We start from the raw sequence: 20,073 nt of genomic DNA on the forward strand, positions 1-20,073 counted from the left end.
CCGCCAGGAGCCCGCGCCGCTCGGAGGGCGTGGGCTGCCCGGGGGGTGTGGGTTGCCCGGGGGGTGTGGGTTGCCCAGGGCGTCTGGGCTGCCCGGGGGGTGTGGGTTGCCCAGGGCGTCTGGGCTGCCCGGGGGGTGTGGGCTGCCCGGGGGGTGTGGGTTGCCCAGGGCGTCTGGGCTGCCCGGGGGGTGTGGGCTCATTGGCCGCCCGCCCTTCAGCCGTCGGTCCCTCCGCCGTCGGCCCTTCGGCCGGGGTCCTCTCGGTCCAGCCCCCCGTATCCGGCCCGGACGCCTCGTCCGTGTCGTTCTCGGCGCCCTGTTCGGCCGTGGCCATCGTGTCCCTTCCCCCTCGTCCGTCCCTCCCGCTTCTACTCCGCCCGCTGTGCCACCGAGGCCAGCCGCGTCACGCCCTCGGCGAACTCCTCGTCGCTCAGGGCCTGGAACGGCAGCCGGAGGAACACCGTTCCGGACGGTGGGGCCGAGTCCGCCGGGTAGAACGCCGAGCCATGGGTGAGGGCGACGCCCTCGGCGGCCGCCGCCGCGAGGAACCTCTCCTCCGTGGTCCGTACCGGAAGATGCACGCTGATGTAGTAGCCGCCCTCGGGCACGCACAGCGCGACTTCGCCGAGCGCCTTCCGCACCGCCTCGACCGCCGTGTCGTGCCGCGGCCGCAGCAGTTTCCTGACCTCGTCGATGTTGCGCCGGACCAGGCCGCTCGCGAAGGCCCGTGCGGCGACCGCCTGGAGCAGAGGGGCCGGCGAGAGGTACGTACTCTCCGCGAGCGCCGCCAGGGCACGCGGCGTACCGGGCGGGCCGATCACATAGCCGACCCGCAGCCCCGGGCTGAGGATCTTGCTCAGCGAACCGATGGTCAGCACCCGGGCGTCGTCGACGGCGTCCGCGAGCTCGCCGAGGAGCGTGGGGGCCGTGCCCGCGAAGCGGAGTTCCCGGTACGGGATGTCCTCCAGGATCGTGAAGCCGAACTCGGCGGACAGCCGGACGAGTTCGCGCCGCTTCTCCTCGCTCGTCGTGACCCCGCCGGGGTTCTGGAAGTCCGGGATCAGATAGACGAACGCGGGTACGTCCCTGCGCAGGCGCTCCCGCAGGACGTCCAGGTCGAGGCCGTCCCCCCTCAGGGGTATCCCGGAGACCTGCGCCCCGTGCCGCTCGAAGATCTGGACCGCACGGTCGTACGTCGGCGCCTCCGCGAGCACCTTCTTGCGGGGTGCGTCCTTGAGGAGGTGCGCGGCGAGCAGGTCGAGGGCCTGGAGGGAGCCGTTGGTGACGAAGATCCGGTCGGGGTCGACCGAGTGGAACGCCCCCAGCTGGTCGCGGAGTTCGCGGTCTCCGGTGTGGCGGCCGATGGGCGCGTACTGGAAGACGCGGTCCGGTTCGGCGGAGAGGACCGACCCGGTCAGCTCGGCGATGCCGGCGGACGGGATCGCTTCGAGCGGAGGGATCCCCCGCGAGAAGTGGACGGTCGGAGAGGTCACAGCGTCCTTGGAGTTCGGGGAAGTCACAGAGGTCTCCTGGAGAAGGAACCGAGGGGAGAGGGAGAGGGCGGGGGCCTGGGGGTGCGACGGCTTGCGGGTGGATCAGGGGGCGCCCGCGCGCGTGGCCCCGTGCGCGCTGACGGCGAAATCGGGGCCGATGTCGGCGACGGAGTCCGCGCCGAGCTGGAGCAGCGTGTCCTCGATCTCGTACCGGAGAAGGTCGAGGACCGCCTCCACACCCTGCTGTCCGGCCAGGCCGAGGCCCCAGAGGTAGGGGCGGCCGATGCACACCGCGTCCGCGCCGTACGCGAGGGCCTTGACGACGTGGACGCCGGAGCGGATGCCGCCGTCCATGAGGACCAGACCGCGGCCGGCGACCGCGGCCGCCACCTGCTCCAGGGCGACCAGGCTGGGCACCGCGCCGTCGAGCTGGCGGCCTCCGTGGTTGGAGACGATGACGCCGTCCGCGCCCAGGGCCACGCAGCGTTCGGCGTCCTCGGCCCGTAGGACGCCCTTGACCACGATCGGCAGCCGGGTGCGGGACCGTATCCATTCCAGGTCGTCCCAGGTCAACGGCAGGCGTTCGATCCGGGCACCGTCCGGAATGTCGCCGGTGAGCACGCCCAGTGAGCGCAGATTGCCGAAGTCGACGTGCCCCGGGGTGCGGAAGCCCGCCCGTCGGGTGCCGGTACGGCGGGCCGCGTAGCTGGCGTCGACCGTGACCACGAGCGCGGTCGCGCCGGCGTTCTCCGCCAGGGCGATCGTCGCGTCGACGTCGTCGCGGGAGCGGTAGGCGTAGAGCTGGAACCAGCTGTCGCTGCCGACCGCACCGGTCACGTCGGAGAAGGCGTAGTGGCTGTCGGTGCTGACGATCGACACGGTGCCCGCGGACTCGGCCGCACGGGCGGTCGCGATCTCGGCGTCCTCGTGGAGGAGGCGCTGGGGGCTGGTCGGGGCGAGCAGGACGGGCAGGGCGAGCCGCTGCCCGAGCACGGTCACGGACGTGTCGGGTTTCGCGCCCGTGCCGCCGAGGGCCCGGGGGCGCAACCAGACCTGGTCGAAGGCCTCCGTGTTGGCACGGACCGTGAGCTGTGTGTCGGCACCGCCCGCCACGTACGCCCAGGAAGCGGCGTCGAGCAGGGCCTCCGCAGCCTGTTCGTAATCGGTCAGGGTCAACAGCCCGGATAATTCCCTTGCCATGGAACCTCTTCCGTCGTCGGATGAATTCCCTGGGCGCCTGTCGGCTCGTCGAGTGAACCGGCCGTCAATGGACTGGGCCGTCAGGCGAACTGGTCGAATCCCATCTTGGCCACCATTCCGGTGACCACGAGCACGAGGACGATGCGGACGAATCCGGATCCCCTTTTCATGGCGGTGCGCGACCCGATCATCGCGCCCGCGATGTTCCCCACGGCCATTCCGAGACCGAGGGCCCACAGGACGTTTCCCTGCCAGGCGAAGACCGCGAGGGCCCCCAGGTTGGAGGAGGCGTTGATCACCTTCGCCATGGCCGCGCTTTCCAGGAACTGTGTCGCCAGGAGCGTGGTGAAGGAAATGATGAGGAAGGTGCCGACGCCGGGTCCGAAGACCCCGTCGTAGAAACCGATGCCGACACCCGCGATGAGGATAGCCGTATTGCGGCGGCGCGGGGTGACGACGGTGTTCCGCTGCTGGACCCCGAAGCTGGGCCTGAAGGCCACGAAGAGCGCCACGGTGATGAGCAGGCCCATGATGACGGGCCGGAAGTAGGTCGTGGGAACGCTCGACGCGGACAACGCGCCGAGCGCGCCGAAGGGGACCGCGAGTCCGGCGGCCGGCAGCAGGACCGAACGGTCCAGCTCGGTGCGCCGCTGGTACATGTACGCGGCGGTCGCGGTTCCCATGACCGCCGCGATCTTGTTCGTGCCCAGCGCCACCGCCGGCGAATACTGGGGGAAGGCCAGCAGGAGCACCGGGATGAGCAGCACCCCGCCACCACCGACGACCGCATCCACCCAGCCGGCCGCCGTCGCGGCCGCGAGCAGGCCGAGCACTTCGTACAGTTCCACTCTTCCTCATTCACGTGACGTGGCCCCGGCTCCCGGGGCCGGGTGCTGCCGCCGCCGGGTCAGACGACCCCGCGGATCTCCGTCATCGCCGGCAGTACGCGCGGGTGCCGCATCATGCGCTGGGCCCACAGCGGGGCGGATCGCAGGGAGTAGAAGCGGCGCAGCCAGCGGTCCTGGCCGTCGTAGCGGGGGGTGAACGCGGTGCGGCCGTGGACGACGACGTGGTTGTCCAGGACGACGAGGTCGCCCGGTGCGAGCACCAGGTCGCGGCAGACCCGCTCCAGCGCCGTGGCCAGGGAGCGCAGCGCGGCCCGCGCCTGCGGGTGATCGCCCTGCGTGTTGTGCGAGTTGAAGCGCATGAACGGGCGGTCCGCCGGGCCGAAGATCACCGGATGCGGACCGGCCGATGGGCGGGGGCCGGTGGTGTTCCGGGTGAAGGAGGTCGGATACAGGCTGTGGAACTGCGGCTTCCGCAGCTCGGCCACCTCGTCGTCCGTCAGCAGCGGCAGTGCGTCGCGCACGGAGGAGACGCGCGTCGCGGCGAGCTGCTCGTGGTCCTGGCGCAGGCAGAGCAGACCCAGGTAGTCGGGGCGGAGCGGATGGTGCACGTTCTCGGTGTGGAAGTCGAAGGCGACCGATCCGCTGTTCTCGATCCGGTCCTCCTCGCCGCGTACGGGATGGACGTCATGGAAGAGCGCACCGGATTTCTCGTCCTGATAGCCGGTGAGCGAGCCGAGGAGGTCCGCGACGAGCATGAGTGTTCCGTTGGTCGGGTGGCCGTCGAGGATATGAGCCTCGTGCGCCTGCGGAGTCTTCGGCAATTCGCCCACCGAAACTCCACGGAGTATGCAGTATCCACTGGATTCCGTGTCCGAACCGAAATCGAGGACCATTTTGCGCATCCCGTCCGGGAGATCCATGAGGAGTCCCGAGACAACGATGGGTACCGAGTCCGACAAGCGTGCGGCGAGTGCGGACAGCTCACTCACCTTCTCCGCCTCGGACTCGCTTAATCGGTACTGATTCAGAGCCTGGGCAAGCATTCCCATAATCCCTCACCGATTCCCGAATGCAGGGTTGATCATTACGGTGAAAAACGTATCCCGCGCCGATTCTTTCCGTCAACAATCGCTTTCGGACAGTGACATCCCAAGTTAACGGGTCGGGCATTTACCAGATAGCGATCGAATGATTTTATTCTGCGATAAAAATGCCCAAAATGCCCCACGCGGTAAGGAGTGCGGGCACGGTTGCCTCTTCCTGTTCACCGGGCTGAGCTGCCTCTACGGCGCAGGATGACGGGGAGATGAACAGCCCAAAACGCCCCGTCAGGCGTTTTTGGCACCCGCTTCCCGGCACCCGCGGGCGGCACTCGGAGCCGGTTTCGCGCCATCCGGACCGTGGGAGGCGGGATGGCGCATCGCGTGAGGGGGGTCACATGTCGCCGTGCTGCCGCGGGGTCGGCCCCCGCGTGACCCGGCGGCCGCTTCCATCCGGAACCCCCGCCCCCGCCCCCCACCGCCCTCCAGCCGCGCCGCCCCGAACGCTAGCCTCGTCATCAGTACCGAACCACAGAAGTACCGACAGGCAGCTCACAGGAAGCGATGGTGGCGGCGATGGCGAAGGTCCCGGCAGCGGCGGTGGCGGCGAGCGGGCTCGTCGGGGGTTACGGCGTCGCGCGGTGGACCAGGAAGCGACCGCTCGGCGGTGTCGCGCTCGCCGCCGCCGGGTCGCTGGCCGCGTACGAGTGGAACCGCCAGGCCGGGCCGCGGGCCGCCGCCGGGCTGAGCCTCGCCTATGTCGCCGCCTTCGCCGGGTCGCATCCGCTCGCCAAGAAGGTCGGCGCCTGGCCCGCCGTGTTCGCCGCCGCGGGCGGCGTGGCCGCCGCCTCCTGGGCGGTCACGCGGCGGGCCTCCGCCCCTCAGCCCCCCAGCGCGTGCGACACCGTGTAGATCGCCAGACCCGCCAGCGCGCCCACCACCGTGCCGTTGATGCGGATGAACTGGAGGTCGCGGCCGATGTGCGCCTCGATCTTCTTCGAGGTCTGGTCCGCGTCCCAGCCCGCCACCGTCTCGCTGATCAGCGAGGTGATCTCCGTGCGGTACGTCGTCACCACGTACACCGCCGCGTCCTCCAGCCAGCCGTCCAGTTTGCCCTGGAGCCGTTCGTCGTTCGCCAGCCTCGCTCCCAGCGACATCAGCGAGGCGCGCGCCCGCAGCCGCAGTTCGCTGCGCTCGTCCTCCGCCGCCGAGAGGATCATCGTGCGGACGGAGGACCACGCCGAGGCGATGACGTCCTGGACCTCGCTCCGGCCCAGGACCTCCGACTTCAGGCGCTCCACCCGGGCCCGGGTGTCGGCGTCGGTCTGGAGGTCGGCCGCGAAGTCGGTCAGGAACGTGTCGATCGAGCCGCGCGCCGGGTGCTCCGGCATGTCCCGCATCTCCGTGACGAACCGCAGCAGTTCCTTGTAGACCCGCTCCCCCACCCGCTTGTCCACGAACCTCGGCGTCCAACCGGGGGCCCCGCCCTGCACCGCGTTCATCACCGAATCGCCGTGCTCCACCAGCCAGTCGTGCGCCCGTACGCAGATGAGGTCGACGACCTTGCGGTGGCCGCCGTCCGTGACGACCCTCTCCAGCATCTTGCCGAGGCCGGGGCCGACCTCCACCGCGTCCGCCCGCCGGGTGATCGCCTCGCCGACCACCGCCTGGACGTCGGAGTCCCGAAGGACCGTCAGCGCACCGCGCAGCGCCGTCGCCAGCTCGGCGGTGACCCGGTCGGCGTGGGCCGGCTCCGCGAGCCACACACCGAGCCGCCGGCCGACCCCCAGAGCGTGAATTCGGTCACGAATGACGTCTCCGGAGAGAAAGTTCTCGCCAACGAAGGAACCGAGGGACTGTCCTAGCTGATCCTTCTTGGTGGGGATGATGGCCGTGTGCGGAATGGGCAGACCCAGCGGGCGCCGGAAGAGCGCCGTGACGGCGAACCAGTCCGCCAGCGCGCCCACCATCCCCGCCTCGGCAGCCGCTGCGACGTAGCCCGGCCAGCCCCCCACGCCTGAGTTCTTCGCCCAGGTGGCCAGGACGTAGACGATCGCGACGAGCAGAAGGAGGCCGGTCGCCGTGAGTTTCATGCGCCGTACGCCCCGCTGCTTCTCCTCGTCGGCGGCGGTGTACGCGAACGAGGCCAGCGGGCCCGCCCCCGGCTCCCGCGTCCGCCCCGGCGGCAGCACCGATCGCGCCGATGCCGGGACCTCCGGCGCCTGCTCCGCGTCCTTCTGCACCGCGTCCCCGTCCTGCCCCTGCTCGCCGGATCCGGTCCGTTCCATCCGCTCCACCCGTCCGCGTACGCCTCGCCCCCGTGACGTACGCATTGTCCCTACCTCCCCTACTCCCGGGCCGCATGTGGAGTTCCCGACGGCCTGTCGCATCATGGGACCAGCACGATCATCACAAGGAGAACCACCGCACATGCCAAGGCGCCAGGGGTATGCCCTGCTCATCGCCCTAGTGGCGGGCACCGCCGCGCTCGCCGCCGCCGTCGCCTTCGCAACGACGCTGCTCTCCGGCCCCGGGGCGACGCCGCTGCCGCCCGCCGAGACCCAGGCGGCGGCCCGTAATCCGGTCGCCCCCGCCACCTCGGGCGGCTCGTGGGTCGCCACCTGGACCGCCGCGCCCGTCGGCGCCGAGAAGGGCACCGAGGGCGGGCTCCCCGGGCGCACCGTCCGTAACGTCGTGCACACCAGCATCGGCGGGGACGTCGCCCGGATCACGCTGTCCAACCTCTTCGGCACGACCCCCCTGGTCGTCGACCAAGCCACCGTCAACACCCGGCCGGTGACCTTCAAGGGCGCCGGGACCGTCACCGTCGCCGCGGGCGGACGGGCCGTCAGCGACCCGGTCACCGTGCCGGTCGCCCCCGACTCCGACCTCCAGGTCAGCTTCCGTACCCCGCGGGGCGGCGGGCCGGTCACGTACCACGGCTACACCCACCAGACCTCGTTCCTGATCGACGAACGCTCCACCGCCACCACCAGCAACTGGCGCTATCTGACCGCCGTGGACGTCCGCAGCGAGCGGGCGCTCGGCGCGGTCGTCGCCTTCGGGGACTCCCTGACCGCAGGCAGCGGCTCCACCACCGACGCCAACGCCCGCTGGCCCGACGTCCTCGCCGACCGGCTGGGCGGCCGGTACGGGGTCGCCAACGCGGGCATCGCGGGCAACCGGGTCGTGGGCATCGGCCGCGGCACCGGCGGCCAGTCGGGCACCGACCGGCTCGACCGGGACGTCCTGGGGGTCGCCGGGGCCCGGACGGTCGTCGTGGCGCTCGGCATCAACGACGTACAGCAGTACCCCCAGGAGGCCGACCCCCAGCGCATCGTGGACAGCCTGCGCGCCCTCACCGACCGGGCGCACGCCCGCGGGCTCCGGGTCGTCGGCGCGACGCTCACCCCGTTCGAGGGCTTCGCCACCTGGACGCCCCAGCGCGACGCCGTGCGCCACGCGGTCAACGAGCAGATCCGGTCGGGCACGGTCTTCGACGCGTACGTCGACTTCGACGCGGCGGTACGCGACCCCGCCGCGCCGAACCGGCTCCTCGCCTCGTACGACTCCGGCGACCACCTGCACCTCAACGACGACGGGTACCGCGCGCTCGGCGACCGGGTGGACCTGAAATCCCTGGACCGGGACCGCGCGCCCCGGTCGGACGCGCTGTGACCCGCTGAGGAGAGCCGAAAGGGCCTTAGAGCTTCTTGCGGCCGCCGCCGTCGTCCGGGCCCTCCAGCTCGCGTCGGCGGCGCGCCTCCAGCTCCGCCTCCTTCGCCTCCTTCAGCCGGCGGCGCTCCGCCTTCGTCCGCTTGCGCTCCACCCCGACGCCGCCCATCAGGGCGAATCCGGTGATGCGCACCCGCGGGGAGTCGGGGGCGATCTCGCCGTCCTCGTTGGAGCCCTCGCCGAAGCCGCCCATGATGCCGATGCCCCGGACCTCGACGTTCAGCTCCGGCGGCGCGGTCACATGGATGCCGCCCATGATCGTGAAGCACCGGATCACGGTCTCGCGGTCCTCGAAGTGCGCCTCGCGCAGATCGATCTCGCCGCCGCCCCACATCGCGAACGCGGTGAACTTCCGGGCCACCGTCCAGCGGCCCTTCCGGTTGAAGCCGCCCCAGAGGGCGAACCCGCCCGTGGAGGTCGCGGGGCCGCCGATCCGCGCGGGCCAGTTCGCGGTGGAACCCCCCAGGGGGGCGGGCGCGGACGAGCCGACCGGAGCGACCGCCGAGCCCGGCGTCGGCAGGTCCTGGACCAGAGGCTCCAACTCCCCGTGCGTACGGGCCTGGTAGGCCTTTTCGAGGCGCTGGTCGAACTCGTCCATATCCAGTCGGCCCTCGGCCACGGCCTCGCGCAGCAGTTCCGCGATCCGCTCGCGCTCGGCATCGGAGGCACGCATGTCCGGACGTTCACTTGTCATACCGCGCACCCTATTGAACGCAGCCGTTCCCGGCACAGACCCGCAGGCCCACGACCTGCGCGCGCCGCCCGGGCAGGACCCACGAGGGGCCCCTCGGGCAGGCCCCCGAGGGACCCCTACGGCGTCGACTCGTACATCCTCGCGATCACGGCCTCGATGTCCGGCTCCCGTACCGACAGGTCGACCAGCGGGTAGTCCGCGGCGATCCGCGCCACCAGCGGCGCCGCCGACGCCGCTGCCGGGAACGCCAGCCACTGGCGCGGGCCCTCCACCTTGACCACGCGCAGGGCGGGTTGCGCTCCTCCGTCCGCCGACTCAAACCGGATCGGGGGCAGTTCGCTCTCCAGGTCCACCACGAGCATGCGTTCGCTCTCGCCCACCTCGTGGAGGCCCGTCAGCGAACCGTCGTACATCAGACGGCCGTGGTCGATCACCATCACCCGGCCGCACAGCTGCTCGATGTCGGTGAGGTCGTGCGTCGTCAGCAGGACCGTCGTCCCGCGCTCGGCGTTCAACTCCTGCAGGAACTGCCGCACCCTGGCCTTGGAGATCACGTCGAGACCGATCGTCGGCTCGTCCAGGTACAGCACCTCCGGATCGTGCAGCAGCGCCGCCGCGATGTCGCCGCGCATCCGCTGCCCCAGCGAGAGCTGCCGTACGGGGACCTCCAACAGCGCGCCGAGGTCGAGGAGTTCGACACAGCGCTCCAGGTTCTCCCGATAGCGCCGGTCCGGGATGCGGTACATGCGGTGCATCAGCCGGTACGAGTCGCGCAGCGGCAGGTCCCACCAGAGGGTCGTGCGCTGGCCGAAGACGACGCCGATGCGGTGCGCCAGGCGGGTACGTTCGCGGGAGGGGTCGATGCCCGCGACGCGCAGCCGGCCGCCGCTGGGGGTGAGGATGCCCGTCAGCATCTTGATCGTGGTCGACTTCCCGGCGCCGTTCGGGCCGATGTAGCCGACCATCTCGCCGCGCGCGACCCGGAAGCTGATCCCGTCCACGGCCCGCACCTCGTGGCGCTCCCGGCGCAGCAGGCCCGCCCGGCGGCGGACCTCGAAGACCTTCTCGACGCCGTCGAGGCTGATGAACCCGTCGTCCGCCATGTCCGTGCTCTCCCGCGTAGTCCCGTCCGACCCGGTCGGCTCCTGGTTCCTCTGGTTCCTCAACTGCCCGTGCTCCGGTAGGACCGCAGCCCCGCCCGCCATGCCAGGCCCGCGAGACCGCAGCAGCCCGCCGCCACCAGCGGCGGCAGGAAGGCCACCCACTGCGGCAGATCCACCGGGTACTGCCGCCCCAGCACGTACAGCGCGGGCAGCCAGCTCGCGAAGGCCAGCGGCACCACGAACGTCACGCCGCGCACCAGGTCCTTCGCGAAGACCGTGGGCGGGTACTGGAGCAGCGTCGTCCCGCCGTACGTGAAGGAGTTCTGCACCTCCGACGCGTCCTGCGCGACGAACTGGAACGCCGCTCCCGCTATGAACACCGCCCCGAAGATCGCCGCCCCGCTGATGACCGTCATCGGCAGCAGCAGCATCTTCAGCGGCGTCCAGGCGATGTCGAGGGTGACGAGCGCGTAGCCGAGCACCAGCAGGCCCTGTGTGATCCGGCCCAGCCGGCGCAGCGCGAACCGGTCCGCCGCCACCTGCGCCAGTACCGGCACCGGGCGTACCAGCAGGGTGTCGAACGTCCCGTCCCGCACGCGGGAGCCGACCCGGTCCATCGATCCCAGCAACAGGTCGCACACCCCGAACGCCGTCGCCGACAAGCCGTACAGCAGGGCGATCTCCGGCAGGGAGTAGCCGCCGAGCGCGTCGACATGCGTGAACATCAGCAGGATCGTCACGAAGTCGAAGGCCGTCACCGCGAGGTTCCCGAACAGAGTCATGGCGAACGAGGCCCGGTACGCCATCGTCGAGCGCACCCACATCGCCATGATCAGTCCGTACGCCCGGATGCCTTCCAGCGGCCGGGGCCGGTCCTCGAAGGCGAAGCCGGCCGGCTCCCGCTCCCGGTCCTCCGCGTCGGCCGGTGCCGCCACCGTGTCAGCCACCCTGCACCACCACTCTCCTGGTCGCCGCGGTCTGCAGCAGGCGCCCCGCCCCGAGCAGCACGACGGCCCATCCGGCCTGGAACACGTACGCCCGTGCCAGCCCCCACCCGGTGTGCTTGCCGAGGAACACATCGGCCGGCACCTGGAGGAGCGAGGACCACGGCAGGGCCCGCGCCACCTCGCCCAGCAGCCCGGGGAACAGGTTCAGCGGCAGCAGCATCCCGGAGAAGAACAGCCCCGCCAGCATCGCCATCTGCATCGCCCCCGCTCCGTCGAGCAGCCAGAACGCCGACATCGCGACCAGATAGCGGATCGCGAAGCTGACCACGACGCCCAGGAACACCGACAGCAGGAACGCCGGCCAGGTCCAGAGCGATCCCGGGAACGCCAGGTCGAAGGCGAGCGCCCCCAGGAACATCGGCACCACGCCGCGCCCCAGCAGGTGGAACGCGGCCCGGCCCAGGTCCGCCGCCAGCCACCACAGCTGGAGGTCGGCGGGCCGGTACAGGTCGACGGCGACGTCGCCCGTACGGATCCGCTCGACCAGCTCGCTCTCGAACCCGCCGCCCATCAGGGCACTGGTCATCAGCAGGGCCTGGCCGAGCCAGACGTACGTCAGCGCCTGGGAGGTGTCGTAGCCGCCGAGCTGCGGACGTACGTCCCACAGGGCGGTGTAGGTGTACGCCATGATGAAGCCGAAGACGGTGTTGGTGAACACCCCCGCCGCCGTCGCCGTCCGGTAGGTGGCGTAGCGCCGGAACCCGCCCGCCGCCACCACTGCGTACAGCCGCACGCCGCCCCCTCTCCCCCGCCGCCACCGGCTCCCGGCACCAAAGCGCACGACCCTAGTCCACGCGCGAAGGCCGCGGCGACTCCTTTTCCACGACCGGAGGAGGGAACGAGACAGTAAGAAACGCAGATTTCCTGACGAACCGGGCACTATGGGGGAACTGACCACGTCTCAGGAGCCCCCACCGACATGAGCGACGAGCCACAGAGCTGGGCCCCCCGCGACTCCTCGGGCGCGGGGGCCTCCTCCGGACACCACCGACCGACGGCGTCCGGGGAGCAGCCCGGAAAGCGGCCCCGGCAGAAGCCCGGGAAGAAGGCACGGCCCCGGCGCACCGGCTGGCGGCGCGCCATCCCCACCTGGCGGATGAGCCTCGGCACCCTCCTCGGCCTCGTCGTCCTCCTCGGCGCCGGGGTCTTCGCCGCCTACCGGTTCGTCGACATCCCGGCCGCCAACGCGTCGGCCACCGCCCAGTCCAACGTCTACCTCTACAGCGACGGCAGCGTCATCGCCCGGGACGGCGACGTGAACCGGGAGAAGGTCAAGCTCTCCCAGGTCCCCCCGGGCGTCCAGCACGCGGTCCTGGCCGCCGAGGACCGGGACTTCTACTCCGACGACCGCGCCGTGGACGTGAAGGCGATGGTCCGGGCCGGCTGGAACACCGTCACCGGCAAGGGCAAACAGGGCGGCTCGACGATCACCCAGCAGTACGTGAAGAACTACTACCTCGGCCAGGAACGCACCGTCCTGCGCAAGGCCAAGGAAGCCATCATCGCGGTCAAGCTCAACCGCGAGGAGACCAAGGACCAGATCTTCGAGGGCTACCTCAACACCAGCTACTTCGGGCGCAACGCGTACGGCATCCAGGCCGCCGCCCAGGCGTACTACGGCAAGAACGTCGAGGAGCTCACCACCGCCGAAGGCGCGTACCTCGCCTCCCTGCTGAACGCCCCCAGCGCCTACGACGTCGTCGCCCACCCCGGCAACAAGCCCGCGGCCCAGCGCCGCTGGAACTACGTCCTCAACGGCATGGTCAAGGAACGCTGGCTCACCGCCGCCGAACGGGCGACGACGCGCTTCCCGACCCCCGGCGAGGCCAAACCGTCGACCGGGCTCTCGGGGCAGCGCGGCTACATCGTGCAGGCCGTCGAGGACTACCTGAACCGCCGCGGCATCCTCGACGCGAAGACCCTCACCACCGGCGGCTACCGCATCACCACCACCCTCGACAGAGCCAAGCAGGACGCCTTCGTCCAAGCCGTCGCCGACAACGTGACGGCCAAGACCAGCGCCGACCGCGCCGCCGACCGCAACGTCCGCGTCGGCGGCGCCTCGATCGTCCCGGAGACCGGAAAGGTCGTCGCCCTGTACGGCGGCATCGACTACACGAAGCAGTACGTCAGCAACGCGACCCGCCGCGACTACCAGGTCGGCTCCGTCTTCAAGCCGTTCGTCCTCACCTCCGCCGTCGTCAACGACTCCACCACCCAGGACGGCCGGCGCATCACGCCCAACACCGTCTACGACGGCACCAACAAACGCACCGTCGTCGGCGTGCAGGGGTCCACCGACTACGCCCCCGCCAACGAGGACGACGTCGACTACGGCGACATCACCGTGCGCATCGCCACCGACAAGTCCGTCAACTCCGTCTACGCCCAGATGGCGCAGGACGTCGGCCCCGCGAAGGTCCGGGACACCGCGATCGCCCTCGGCATCCCCGCCGACACCCCCGACCTCACCGCCGCCCCCTCCATCGCGCTCGGCACCGCCAACGCCAGCGTCCTGGACATGACAGAGGCGTACGCCACCCTCGCCGACCACGGCCGGCACGGCGGGTACGTCCTCGTCGAACGGGTCACCAAGGACGGCGCGGAGATCCCGCTCCCGGAACGCACCACCGAACAGGCCGTCAGCCGCGAGGCCGCCGACACCACCACCGCCGTCCTGCGCAGCGTCGTGGAGGGCGGCACCGGCACCGCCGCCCAGGCGGTCGGCCGCCCCGCCGTCGGCAAGACCGGCACCGCGGAGGAGGACCGGGCCGCCTGGTTCGCCGGCTACACCCCGGACCTCGCGAGCGTCGTCGCCGTAATGGGCCAGAACCCGGACACGGGCGCCCAGACCCCGCTGTACGGAGCCCTCGGCCTGCCCCGCGTCAACGGCGGCGGCGTCCCGGCCGAGACCTGGGCCGCCTATACGGAAGCGGCGCTGCGCTCCTCCCCGGCCAAGGAGTTCGACCTGCGCACGGCCCCGGGCTCCGACGAAGGGGACGAGCTCCTGGTCGACGAGAACGCCGACGGGGGCGCGGACCCGTCCTCATCGGCGGACCCCGACGCCACGCCCGGCACGGCACCGGACACGACCCCCGACGCCAGCGCCCCGCCGACACCCGGCACGGACACCGGCGGGACGGACGAAGGATCCGTATCCGCTCCGGACGGAAACGGAAACGGCTAGGGCCTCAGTGCCCCGAGGTCGCCTTCAGGCCGACCACGGCCACCAGCAGCAGACAGACGAAGAAGATCCGGGCGGCGGTCACCGGCTCGTTCAGCACGACCATGCCCAGGATCGCCGCACCGGCCGCGCCGATACCGACCCACACGCCGTACGCCGTACCGATCGGCAGCGTCTTCGCCGCATGCGACAGCAGCACCATGCTCGCCACGATCCCGAGGCCGGTGAACACGCTCGGCCACAGCCGGGTGAACCCCTCGGTGTACTTCATCCCGATCGACCAGCCCACTTCGAGCAGACCGGCGACAATCAACAGAACCCACGCCATGGCAGAACCTCCGACGACGGACACACGGACAACTTCACGGGTGCGTCGTCTTTGCCAACCCGGTACGGCGCGTCTCGTCGGGATGGTTCCACCGTAGCAAGGAACGGGGGAAGGGCCTGGTGACACCGGTCACCAGGCCCTCGCCGCCATCGTCGGGGAACTACAGATACAGCCCGGTCGAATCCACCGACCCCTCGAACCGGTCGGCGGCCACCGCGTGCAGATCGCGCTCCCGCATCAGGACGTACGCCACGCCCCGCACCTCGACCTCGGCCCGGTCCTCGGGGTCGTACAGCACCCGGTCGCCGGGCTCCACCGTCCGCACGTTCTGCCCGACCGCCACGACGACGGCCCAGGCCAGCCGACGGCCCACCGCGGCCGTCGCCGGGATCAGGATGCCGCCGCCGGAACGCCGCTCGCCCTCGGACGCGTCGTTCCGCACCAGCACGCGGTCGTGCAGCATCCGGATGGGCAGCTTGTCGTCGTGCGGGGCGCCATGGGTGGGGTTACCGGGGGTGGTGTTCTCGCTCACGCCCGCAACCTACCTGCCGGGGGCCGGACCGTACGCCTCCGGGTTCGGATCACGCGCGGCCGCGGCGATTCGACAGGGTGAGCAGCCCCACCACGCCGACCACCAGCAGCGCCGCGGGGATCACCCGGTCCAGCCGCGGCGAGCCGTCCTCCGCGACGAACTGGGCCTTCACCTCCGACACCGAGCGGTTCACCGCGACGAAGGCACGGCCGGCCGTCCGGTCCACGGTCTGGGCCGCCTTCGCCTTGGCATCGCCGATGATCGTCTTCGGGTGTACGCGCACCCCGATCTCGTCGAGCACCACAGCGAGCTGCTCACGCCTGCTGATGATGTCCGCCTCGATCTGCGCAGGGGTCCTGGCATCCGACACTGCGCCGCCTCCGTGGTCGTCGTCCGTTGAACCTTCGTCTGAAACCTTCGCCGACAGTCTGTCAGCTCGAAGCTCCACACACCCGGCGGCACCCCTATTACCCTCGGTCCCGTCCGACCCGCGCACCACCCGAGGAGAACCACATGAGCGAGCGACTGAAGCCCGGCGACACCGCTCCCGCCTTCACCCTTCCCGACGCCGACGGCAACGAGGTGTCGCTCGCGGACCACAAGGGCCGGAAGGTCGTCGTGTACTTCTACCCGGCCGCTCTTACCCCCGGATGCACCAAGCAGGCCTGCGACTTCACGGACAACCTCGACCTCCTGGCGCATGCCGGGTACGACGTCATCGGCGTCTCCCCCGACAAGCCGGAGAAGCTCGCGAAGTTCCGCGACACGGAGAACCTCAAGGTCACCCTGGTGGGCGACCCGGCCAAGGAAACTCTGGCGGCGTACGGGGCCTTCGGCGAGAAGAAGCTCTACGGCAAAGTGGTGACGGGCGTGATCCGCTCCACCGTCGTCGTCGACGAGGAGGGCAAGGTCGAGCACGCGTTCTACAACGTGAAGGCGACCGGCCACGTGGCGAAGATCATCAGGGACCTCGGCATCTGACGGTCTCCCCTGGACGGCCCCGCCCTCACACGATCCCGGCCCCTCGTCGGCCGCGAAACGCGCCCCGCAACGCGCCCCGGCGTGTCGAGATCGTGTGAGGGAGATCGCATCGACTCATGAAGTCGGTTTGCGGCCGTCAACTCTGCGCAGAAGCCTTTCCTGGAACACCCTTCGAGGAAAGGACCCCGGCCATGGCGGCCCCCGACCCCCAGCAGGCGGCCGACCCAGCAGCGGTCAAACGCCACCCCGCGCTCTTCCGGGCCATCCGGAAGCGCCAGAATCCGCGGCTGCGCCGGACGGACATCACGGTCACGGACGACGCCGCGGTGAAGCGGGCCGTGAAGGCTGCCTCCCTGGGCAACGCCATGGAGTGGTTCGACTTCGGGATCTACTCCTACCTGGCCGTGACCATCGGCCACGTCTTCTTCCCGTCCGGGAACGACACCACCCAGCTGCTCTCCTCCTTCGCGACCTTCGCGGTGGCCTTCCTCGTACGGCCGCTCGGCGGGATGTTCTTCGGCCCGATGGGAGACAAGGTCGGCCGCAAGAAGGTCCTCGCGCTGACGATGATCCTGATGGCGGTCGGCACGTTCGCGATCGGCCTCATCCCCTCGCACGACACGATCGGCGTCTGGGCCGCGGTCCTGCTGATCTTCTTCCGGATGCTCCAGGGCTTCTCGACGGGCGGTGAGTACGGCGGCGCGTCGACGTTCATCGCGGAGTACGCCCCCGACAAGCGGCGCGGCTTCTTCGGCAGCTTCCTGGAGTTCGGCACCCTGGCCGGCTACGTCGGCGCGGCGGGCCTCGTCACGGCCCTGTACGCCCTGCTGGACGACGCCCAGATGGAGGCCTGGGGGTGGAGGATCCCGTTCCTCGTCGCGGGACCGCTGGGGCTGGTCGGTCTCTACCTCCGACTGAAGCTGGACGAGACCCCGGCCTTCCAGAAGCTGGAGGGCGGCACCGCGCACGCGAGCGAGGCGGCGGACGGCGTCGAGGCCACGGCCAAGGGCGACCTGGCGAAGATCTTCCGCCAGTACTGGCCGACGCTGATCCTCTGCATCTGCCTGGTCGGCGCGTACAACATCACCGACTACATGCTGCTGTCGTACATGCCGACGTACCTCTCCGACGAGCTGGGCTACAGCGAGACGCACGGGCTGCTGATCCTGCTGGCGGTGATGGTGTTCCTGATGCTGATCATCAGCCAGGTCGGCAAGCTCTCCGACCGCTTCGGCCGCAAGCCGCTGCTGATGACCGGGATGCTGGGCTTCCTCTTCCTCTCCCTCCCCGCCTTCCTCCTCATCCGGGTCGACGGCATCCTCCCGATCACGATCGGCATGCTGATGCTGGGCCTCTCGCTGGTCTGCATGCTCGGCACGATGTCGGCGGCGCTCCCCGCGCTGTTCCCGACGAACGTCCGCTACGGCTCCCTGTCGGTCGGCTACAACCTCTCCGCGTCGATCTTCGGCGGCACGACCCCGCTGGTGATCACGGCCCTGATCAGCTGGACCGGCTCCAACCTGATGCCGGCGTACTACGCGATGGCGGCGGCCCTGATCGGCGTGATCGCGGTGGCCTGCATGAAGGAGACCGCCCAGAAGCCGCTGATCGGCTCCCCGCCGTCGGTGGAGACGGACGAGGAGGCGGCGGAACTGGTCCAGGCGCAGGCGCCTGATCCGAAGTTCTGAGAGCTTCTGTTTCGATACGTCCCGCGCCAGGAAATCTCCTGCCGCCTCAGCCGTCCGGCCCGGTACGATGACATGCGTCTGGCGGCGGTGGTGCAACTGGCGACACAGCAGACTTAGGATCTGTGGCCCGTGAAACGGCTTGAGGGTTCGAATCCCTTCCGCCGCACCGAGAACGGCCTGCGCATCGAAGAACTGATGCGCGGGCCGTTTCCCGTCTCCGGCCTATCCCACCAACTCCCGCACCACCGGCACCAGCGCCCGGAACGCCTTCCCCCGGTGGCTGATCGCGTTCTTCTCCGCCGGGGTCAGCTCCGCGCAGGTGCGGGTCTCCCCCTCCGGCTGGAGGATCGGGTCGTAGCCGAAGCCGTTGGTGCCCGACGGGGTGGCGCGGAGGATGCCGTTCAGGCGGCCCTCGACCACGCGTTCCGTGCCGTCGGGGAGGGCCAGGGCGGCGGCGCAGGCGAAGGAGGCGCCTCGGTGCGGGGTGTCGATGTCGCCGAGCTGGGCCAGGAGCAGGTTCAGGTTGGCCTCGTCGTCGCCGTGGGTGCCGGACCAGCGGGCCGAGAAGATGCCGGGGGCGCCGCCGAGGACGTCCACGCAGAGCCCGGAGTCGTCGGCGACGGCCGGGAGGCCCGTGGCGCGGGCCAGGGTGTGGGCCTTGAGGAGCGCGTTCTCGGCGAAGGTGACGCCGGTCTCCTTGACGTCGGGGATGTCGGGGTAGGCGTCCGCGCCGACGAGGTCGAGGTCGAGTCCCGCGTCGGCGAGGATGGCGTGGAGTTCGGTGATTTTCCCGGCGTTGCGGGTGGCGAGGATCAGGCGCTTCATGGGGCGATTATCGCCGGGCCGGTGCTTCGGCCGGCGAGCGTCTCCTGGCCGGCGCTTCCCGCGGCCCGGGCCCTTTCCCTACGCCCCCCTCCAAAAGTGGGCCTACGGGCCTACGGGCTGCAGACCTTGCCGATCTCCGTCGCCGCGTCCGTCACCGGGGTGATGTCGGGGGTGGCGTCCCCCGCCTCGATGGACGTGCGGACCTCCGTGACGCCCTTCTGGAGGTCGTCGACGGCCTTGGAGAGGTCGGCGTTGTCCGTGGTGTCGTCGAGCTTCTTCAGCTCTCGGTCGATCTCGTCCAGGGACTCGGATGCCTGGGTGATGTCCTCGGAGGCGTTGGAGACGGCCTGCTGGAGGTTGTTGACGCTGGTGGCGATGGCGTCGGCGGTGCGGACGCAGTCGAGCGCCTTGTCGAGGCCGGCGCAGCCCACTGCCGTGGTCAGCGTCAGCAGGGTGGCGGCGGTGGCGAGTGCGATACGTCGGTGGCGGCGCGAAGCCATGGTGCGGGTCCCTCCCCGGGGGTCGGTACGTGGACGGGCGCACGGTTCGACCCGTGCGCCCGTATCCGTAACGACGCTCTGGGGTGCGTATTTGGTTGCTTCTTTACCCGGGGAGGGCGCGTCGCTACGCGTTCCGCGTGGTTGCGAGTGCGTCACGCTGGAGTGCGGCGAGGTCGACGCAGCCCGCGGTGGCGAGGTCCAGGAGGGAGCCCAGCTCCTTGCGGTCGAAGGGGGCGCCCTCGGCGGTGCCCTGGACCTCGACGAAGCGGCCGTCGCCCGTGCAGACGACGTTCATGTCGGTCTCGGCGCGGACGTCCTCCTCGTAGCAGAGGTCGAGGAGCGGGGTGCCGTCGACGATGCCGACGCTGATGGCGGCCACGGTGTCGGTGAGCGGCTTGCGGCCGGCCTTGACGATCTTCTTGCCCTGGGCCCAGGTGACGGCGTCGGCGAGGGCGACGTACGCGCCGGTGATGGCGGCGGTACGAGTGCCCCCGTCGGCCTGGAGGACGTCGCAGTCCAGGACGATGGTGTTCTCGCCGAGGGCCTTGTAGTCGATGACGGCGCGCAGGGAGCGGCCGATCAGGCGGCTGATCTCGTGGGTGCGGCCGCCGATCTTGCCGCGTACGGCTTCGCGGTCGCCGCGGGTGTTGGTGGAGCGGGGCAGCATGGAGTATTCGGCGGTGACCCAGCCTTCTCCGCTGCCCTTGCGCCAGCGCGGGACGCCTTCGGTGACGGAGGCGGTGCAGAAGACTTTGGTGTCGCCGAAGGAGATGAGGACTGAGCCTTCGGCGTGCTTGCTCCAGCCGCGTTCGATGGTGACGGGGCGGAGCTGTTCGGGGGTGCGGCCGTCGATGCGAGACATGGGCCCGACTGTATCCGTTGGCGGGGGTGGCTCCGTTCGGGTGCGGCGGGCCC

20 protein-coding genes, 1 tRNA gene and 1 riboswitch are annotated in these 20,073 nt (G+C 70.6%); of the genes, 6 read left to right on the forward strand and 15 right to left on the reverse strand.

All coding sequences use genetic code 11. The features are described from left to right. Positions 1 to 368: 368 nt before the first annotated feature. The 4 genes from RNL97_RS11665 to RNL97_RS11680 form a co-directional block, all read right to left on the reverse strand. Positions 369 to 1,520 carry an aminotransferase-like domain-containing protein gene (locus tag RNL97_RS11665; protein ID WP_243314109.1) on the reverse strand — a complete coding sequence of 384 codons (1,152 nt, stop codon included), beginning with the start codon at positions 1,518 to 1,520 and terminating at the stop codon, positions 369 to 371. A 75-nt stretch (positions 1,521 to 1,595) separates the two neighbouring features. Further along, positions 1,596 to 2,693 (reverse strand): alpha-hydroxy acid oxidase, encoded by a 1,098-nt coding sequence (locus RNL97_RS11670; RefSeq protein WP_313750668.1) that lies wholly within the window; start codon positions 2,691 to 2,693, stop codon positions 1,596 to 1,598. An 80-nt stretch (positions 2,694 to 2,773) separates the two neighbouring features. Next, positions 2,774 to 3,541 carry a sulfite exporter TauE/SafE family protein gene (locus RNL97_RS11675; RefSeq protein ID WP_030591690.1) on the reverse strand — a complete coding sequence of 256 codons (768 nt, stop codon included), beginning with the start codon at positions 3,539 to 3,541 and terminating at the stop codon, positions 2,774 to 2,776. 59 nt (positions 3,542 to 3,600) lie between these two features. After that, positions 3,601 to 4,371, reverse strand: coding sequence for a TauD/TfdA family dioxygenase (locus tag RNL97_RS11680; protein WP_234313508.1), 771 nt, complete (start codon positions 4,369 to 4,371; stop codon positions 3,601 to 3,603). A 786-nt stretch (positions 4,372 to 5,157) separates the two neighbouring features. On the opposite strand from RNL97_RS11680, the gene RNL97_RS11685 reads away from it, so the two are divergent. Next, on the forward strand, positions 5,158 to 5,493 hold the full coding sequence (locus RNL97_RS11685; protein WP_032766634.1) for a hypothetical protein: 336 nt from the start codon (positions 5,158 to 5,160) through the stop codon (positions 5,491 to 5,493). Here the strand turns inward: RNL97_RS11685 and RNL97_RS11690 are convergent. Beyond that, positions 5,463 to 6,869, reverse strand: a complete 1,407-nt coding sequence (locus RNL97_RS11690) for a DUF445 domain-containing protein (RefSeq protein ID WP_030591698.1) — start codon at positions 6,867 to 6,869, stop codon at positions 5,463 to 5,465. The two genes, RNL97_RS11685 and RNL97_RS11690, sit on opposite strands and share 31 nt — an antisense overlap. 142 nt (positions 6,870 to 7,011) lie before the next feature. Here RNL97_RS11690 and RNL97_RS11695 point away from each other — a divergent pair, with 142 nt between their 5' ends. Further along, positions 7,012 to 8,259 carry an SGNH/GDSL hydrolase family protein gene (locus RNL97_RS11695; RefSeq protein ID WP_030591701.1) on the forward strand — a complete coding sequence of 416 codons (1,248 nt, stop codon included), beginning with the start codon at positions 7,012 to 7,014 and terminating at the stop codon, positions 8,257 to 8,259. Between the two features lie 25 nt (positions 8,260 to 8,284). Here the strand turns inward: RNL97_RS11695 and RNL97_RS11700 are convergent, their stop codons facing one another. The 4 genes from RNL97_RS11700 to RNL97_RS11715 all read right to left on the reverse strand — a co-directional run bounded on the left by RNL97_RS11700 (position 8,285) and on the right by RNL97_RS11715 (position 11,853). Beyond that, positions 8,285 to 8,989: a DUF1707 SHOCT-like domain-containing protein gene (locus tag RNL97_RS11700; protein ID WP_030591704.1), complete on the reverse strand. Its 705-nt coding sequence runs from the start codon at positions 8,987 to 8,989 to the stop codon at positions 8,285 to 8,287. 137 nt (positions 8,990 to 9,126) lie between these two features. After that, positions 9,127 to 10,113, reverse strand: coding sequence for an ABC transporter ATP-binding protein (locus RNL97_RS11705; RefSeq protein ID WP_243314110.1), 987 nt, complete (start codon positions 10,111 to 10,113; stop codon positions 9,127 to 9,129). A 59-nt stretch (positions 10,114 to 10,172) separates the two neighbouring features. Then, a complete protein-coding gene (locus RNL97_RS11710) occupies positions 10,173 to 11,060 on the reverse strand; it encodes an ABC transporter permease (protein WP_243314111.1) in 888 nt (295 codons plus the stop codon). Then, positions 11,053 to 11,853 (reverse strand): ABC transporter permease, encoded by an 801-nt coding sequence (locus RNL97_RS11715; RefSeq protein WP_030591713.1) that lies wholly within the window; start codon positions 11,851 to 11,853, stop codon positions 11,053 to 11,055. Before RNL97_RS11715 ends, RNL97_RS11710 begins: the two co-directional genes overlap by 8 nt. 186 nt (positions 11,854 to 12,039) lie before the next feature. Here RNL97_RS11715 and RNL97_RS11720 point away from each other — a divergent pair, with 186 nt between their 5' ends. Further along, entirely contained in the window at positions 12,040 to 14,307 is a 2,268-nt protein-coding gene (locus RNL97_RS11720) for a transglycosylase domain-containing protein (RefSeq protein WP_313750669.1), read from the forward strand. A gap of 4 nt (positions 14,308 to 14,311) precedes the next feature. Here the strand turns inward: RNL97_RS11720 and RNL97_RS11725 are convergent, their stop codons facing one another. The 3 genes from RNL97_RS11725 to RNL97_RS11735 all read right to left on the reverse strand — a co-directional run bounded on the left by RNL97_RS11725 (position 14,312) and on the right by RNL97_RS11735 (position 15,534). After that, a complete protein-coding gene (locus RNL97_RS11725; RefSeq protein WP_018512395.1) occupies positions 14,312 to 14,632 on the reverse strand; it encodes a DMT family transporter in 321 nt (106 codons plus the stop codon). A 39-nt stretch (positions 14,633 to 14,671) separates the two neighbouring features. Then, positions 14,672 to 14,730, reverse strand: a riboswitch (guanidine-III (ykkC-III) riboswitch). Between the two features lie 62 nt (positions 14,731 to 14,792). Further along, a complete protein-coding gene (locus RNL97_RS11730; RefSeq protein WP_042498713.1) occupies positions 14,793 to 15,095 on the reverse strand; it encodes a GroES family chaperonin in 303 nt (100 codons plus the stop codon). Between the two features lie 118 nt (positions 15,096 to 15,213). Continuing rightward, on the reverse strand, positions 15,214 to 15,534 hold the full coding sequence (locus tag RNL97_RS11735) for a DUF3618 domain-containing protein (protein WP_030591722.1): 321 nt from the start codon (positions 15,532 to 15,534) through the stop codon (positions 15,214 to 15,216). A 143-nt stretch (positions 15,535 to 15,677) separates the two neighbouring features. On the opposite strand from RNL97_RS11735, the gene bcp reads away from it, so the two are divergent. From bcp to RNL97_RS11750, 3 genes are all read left to right on the forward strand, one after another. Beyond that, complete coding sequence (gene bcp / locus RNL97_RS11740; RefSeq protein WP_030591725.1) at positions 15,678 to 16,145, forward strand: thioredoxin-dependent thiol peroxidase; 468 nt, start codon at positions 15,678 to 15,680, stop codon at positions 16,143 to 16,145. 191 nt (positions 16,146 to 16,336) lie between these two features. Beyond that, positions 16,337 to 17,833 (forward strand): glycine betaine/L-proline transporter ProP, encoded by a 1,497-nt coding sequence (gene proP, locus RNL97_RS11745; protein ID WP_030591728.1) that lies wholly within the window; start codon positions 16,337 to 16,339, stop codon positions 17,831 to 17,833. An 81-nt stretch (positions 17,834 to 17,914) separates the two neighbouring features. After that, positions 17,915 to 17,999 (forward strand) — tRNA-Leu (locus tag RNL97_RS11750). Positions 18,000 to 18,055: 56 nt separating this feature from the next. Here RNL97_RS11750 and rdgB read toward each other — a convergent pair. The 3 genes from rdgB to rph all read right to left on the reverse strand — a co-directional run bounded on the left by rdgB (position 18,056) and on the right by rph (position 20,020). Then, on the reverse strand, positions 18,056 to 18,658 hold the full coding sequence (gene rdgB, locus RNL97_RS11755) for an RdgB/HAM1 family non-canonical purine NTP pyrophosphatase (RefSeq protein WP_030591731.1): 603 nt from the start codon (positions 18,656 to 18,658) through the stop codon (positions 18,056 to 18,058). 110 nt (positions 18,659 to 18,768) lie between these two features. Next, positions 18,769 to 19,158 (reverse strand): hypothetical protein, encoded by a 390-nt coding sequence (locus RNL97_RS11760; protein WP_030591734.1) that lies wholly within the window; start codon positions 19,156 to 19,158, stop codon positions 18,769 to 18,771. Between the two features lie 124 nt (positions 19,159 to 19,282). Beyond that, on the reverse strand, positions 19,283 to 20,020 hold the full coding sequence (rph, locus tag RNL97_RS11765) for a ribonuclease PH (protein WP_006124866.1): 738 nt from the start codon (positions 20,018 to 20,020) through the stop codon (positions 19,283 to 19,285). Positions 20,021 to 20,073 lie beyond the last annotated feature (53 nt).

The sequence above is a fragment of the Streptomyces parvus genome, assembly GCF_032121415.1.
Lineage (GTDB): Bacteria > Actinomycetota > Actinomycetes > Streptomycetales > Streptomycetaceae > Streptomyces > Streptomyces globisporus_A.

Excerpts from the sequence above, each read along its gene's own strand:
- RNL97_RS11670 (WP_313750668.1), bottom strand. The coding sequence starts at position 2,693 with ATGGCAAGGGAATTATCCGGGCTGTTGACCCTGACCGATTACGAACAG.
- RNL97_RS11685 (WP_032766634.1), top strand. The coding sequence starts at position 5,158 with ATGGCGAAGGTCCCGGCAGCGGCGGTGGCGGCGAGCGGGCTCGTCGGG.
- RNL97_RS11690 (WP_030591698.1), bottom strand. The coding sequence starts at position 6,869 with ATGGAACGGACCGGATCCGGCGAGCAGGGGCAGGACGGGGACGCGGTG.
- RNL97_RS11695 (WP_030591701.1), top strand. The coding sequence starts at position 7,012 with ATGCCAAGGCGCCAGGGGTATGCCCTGCTCATCGCCCTAGTGGCGGGC.
- RNL97_RS11700 (WP_030591704.1), bottom strand. The coding sequence starts at position 8,989 with ATGCGTGCCTCCGATGCCGAGCGCGAGCGGATCGCGGAACTGCTGCGC.
- RNL97_RS11705 (WP_243314110.1), bottom strand. The coding sequence starts at position 10,113 with ATGGCGGACGACGGGTTCATCAGCCTCGACGGCGTCGAGAAGGTCTTC.
- RNL97_RS11720 (WP_313750669.1), top strand. The coding sequence starts at position 12,040 with ATGAGCGACGAGCCACAGAGCTGGGCCCCCCGCGACTCCTCGGGCGCG.
- RNL97_RS11725 (WP_018512395.1), bottom strand. The coding sequence starts at position 14,632 with ATGGCGTGGGTTCTGTTGATTGTCGCCGGTCTGCTCGAAGTGGGCTGG.
- RNL97_RS11730 (WP_042498713.1), bottom strand. The coding sequence starts at position 15,095 with ATGCTGCACGACCGCGTGCTGGTGCGGAACGACGCGTCCGAGGGCGAG.
- bcp (WP_030591725.1), top strand. The coding sequence starts at position 15,678 with ATGAGCGAGCGACTGAAGCCCGGCGACACCGCTCCCGCCTTCACCCTT.
- proP (WP_030591728.1), top strand. The coding sequence starts at position 16,337 with ATGGCGGCCCCCGACCCCCAGCAGGCGGCCGACCCAGCAGCGGTCAAA.
- rdgB (WP_030591731.1), bottom strand. The coding sequence starts at position 18,658 with ATGAAGCGCCTGATCCTCGCCACCCGCAACGCCGGGAAAATCACCGAA.
- RNL97_RS11760 (WP_030591734.1), bottom strand. The coding sequence starts at position 19,158 with ATGGCTTCGCGCCGCCACCGACGTATCGCACTCGCCACCGCCGCCACC.
- rph (WP_006124866.1), bottom strand. The coding sequence starts at position 20,020 with ATGTCTCGCATCGACGGCCGCACCCCCGAACAGCTCCGCCCCGTCACC.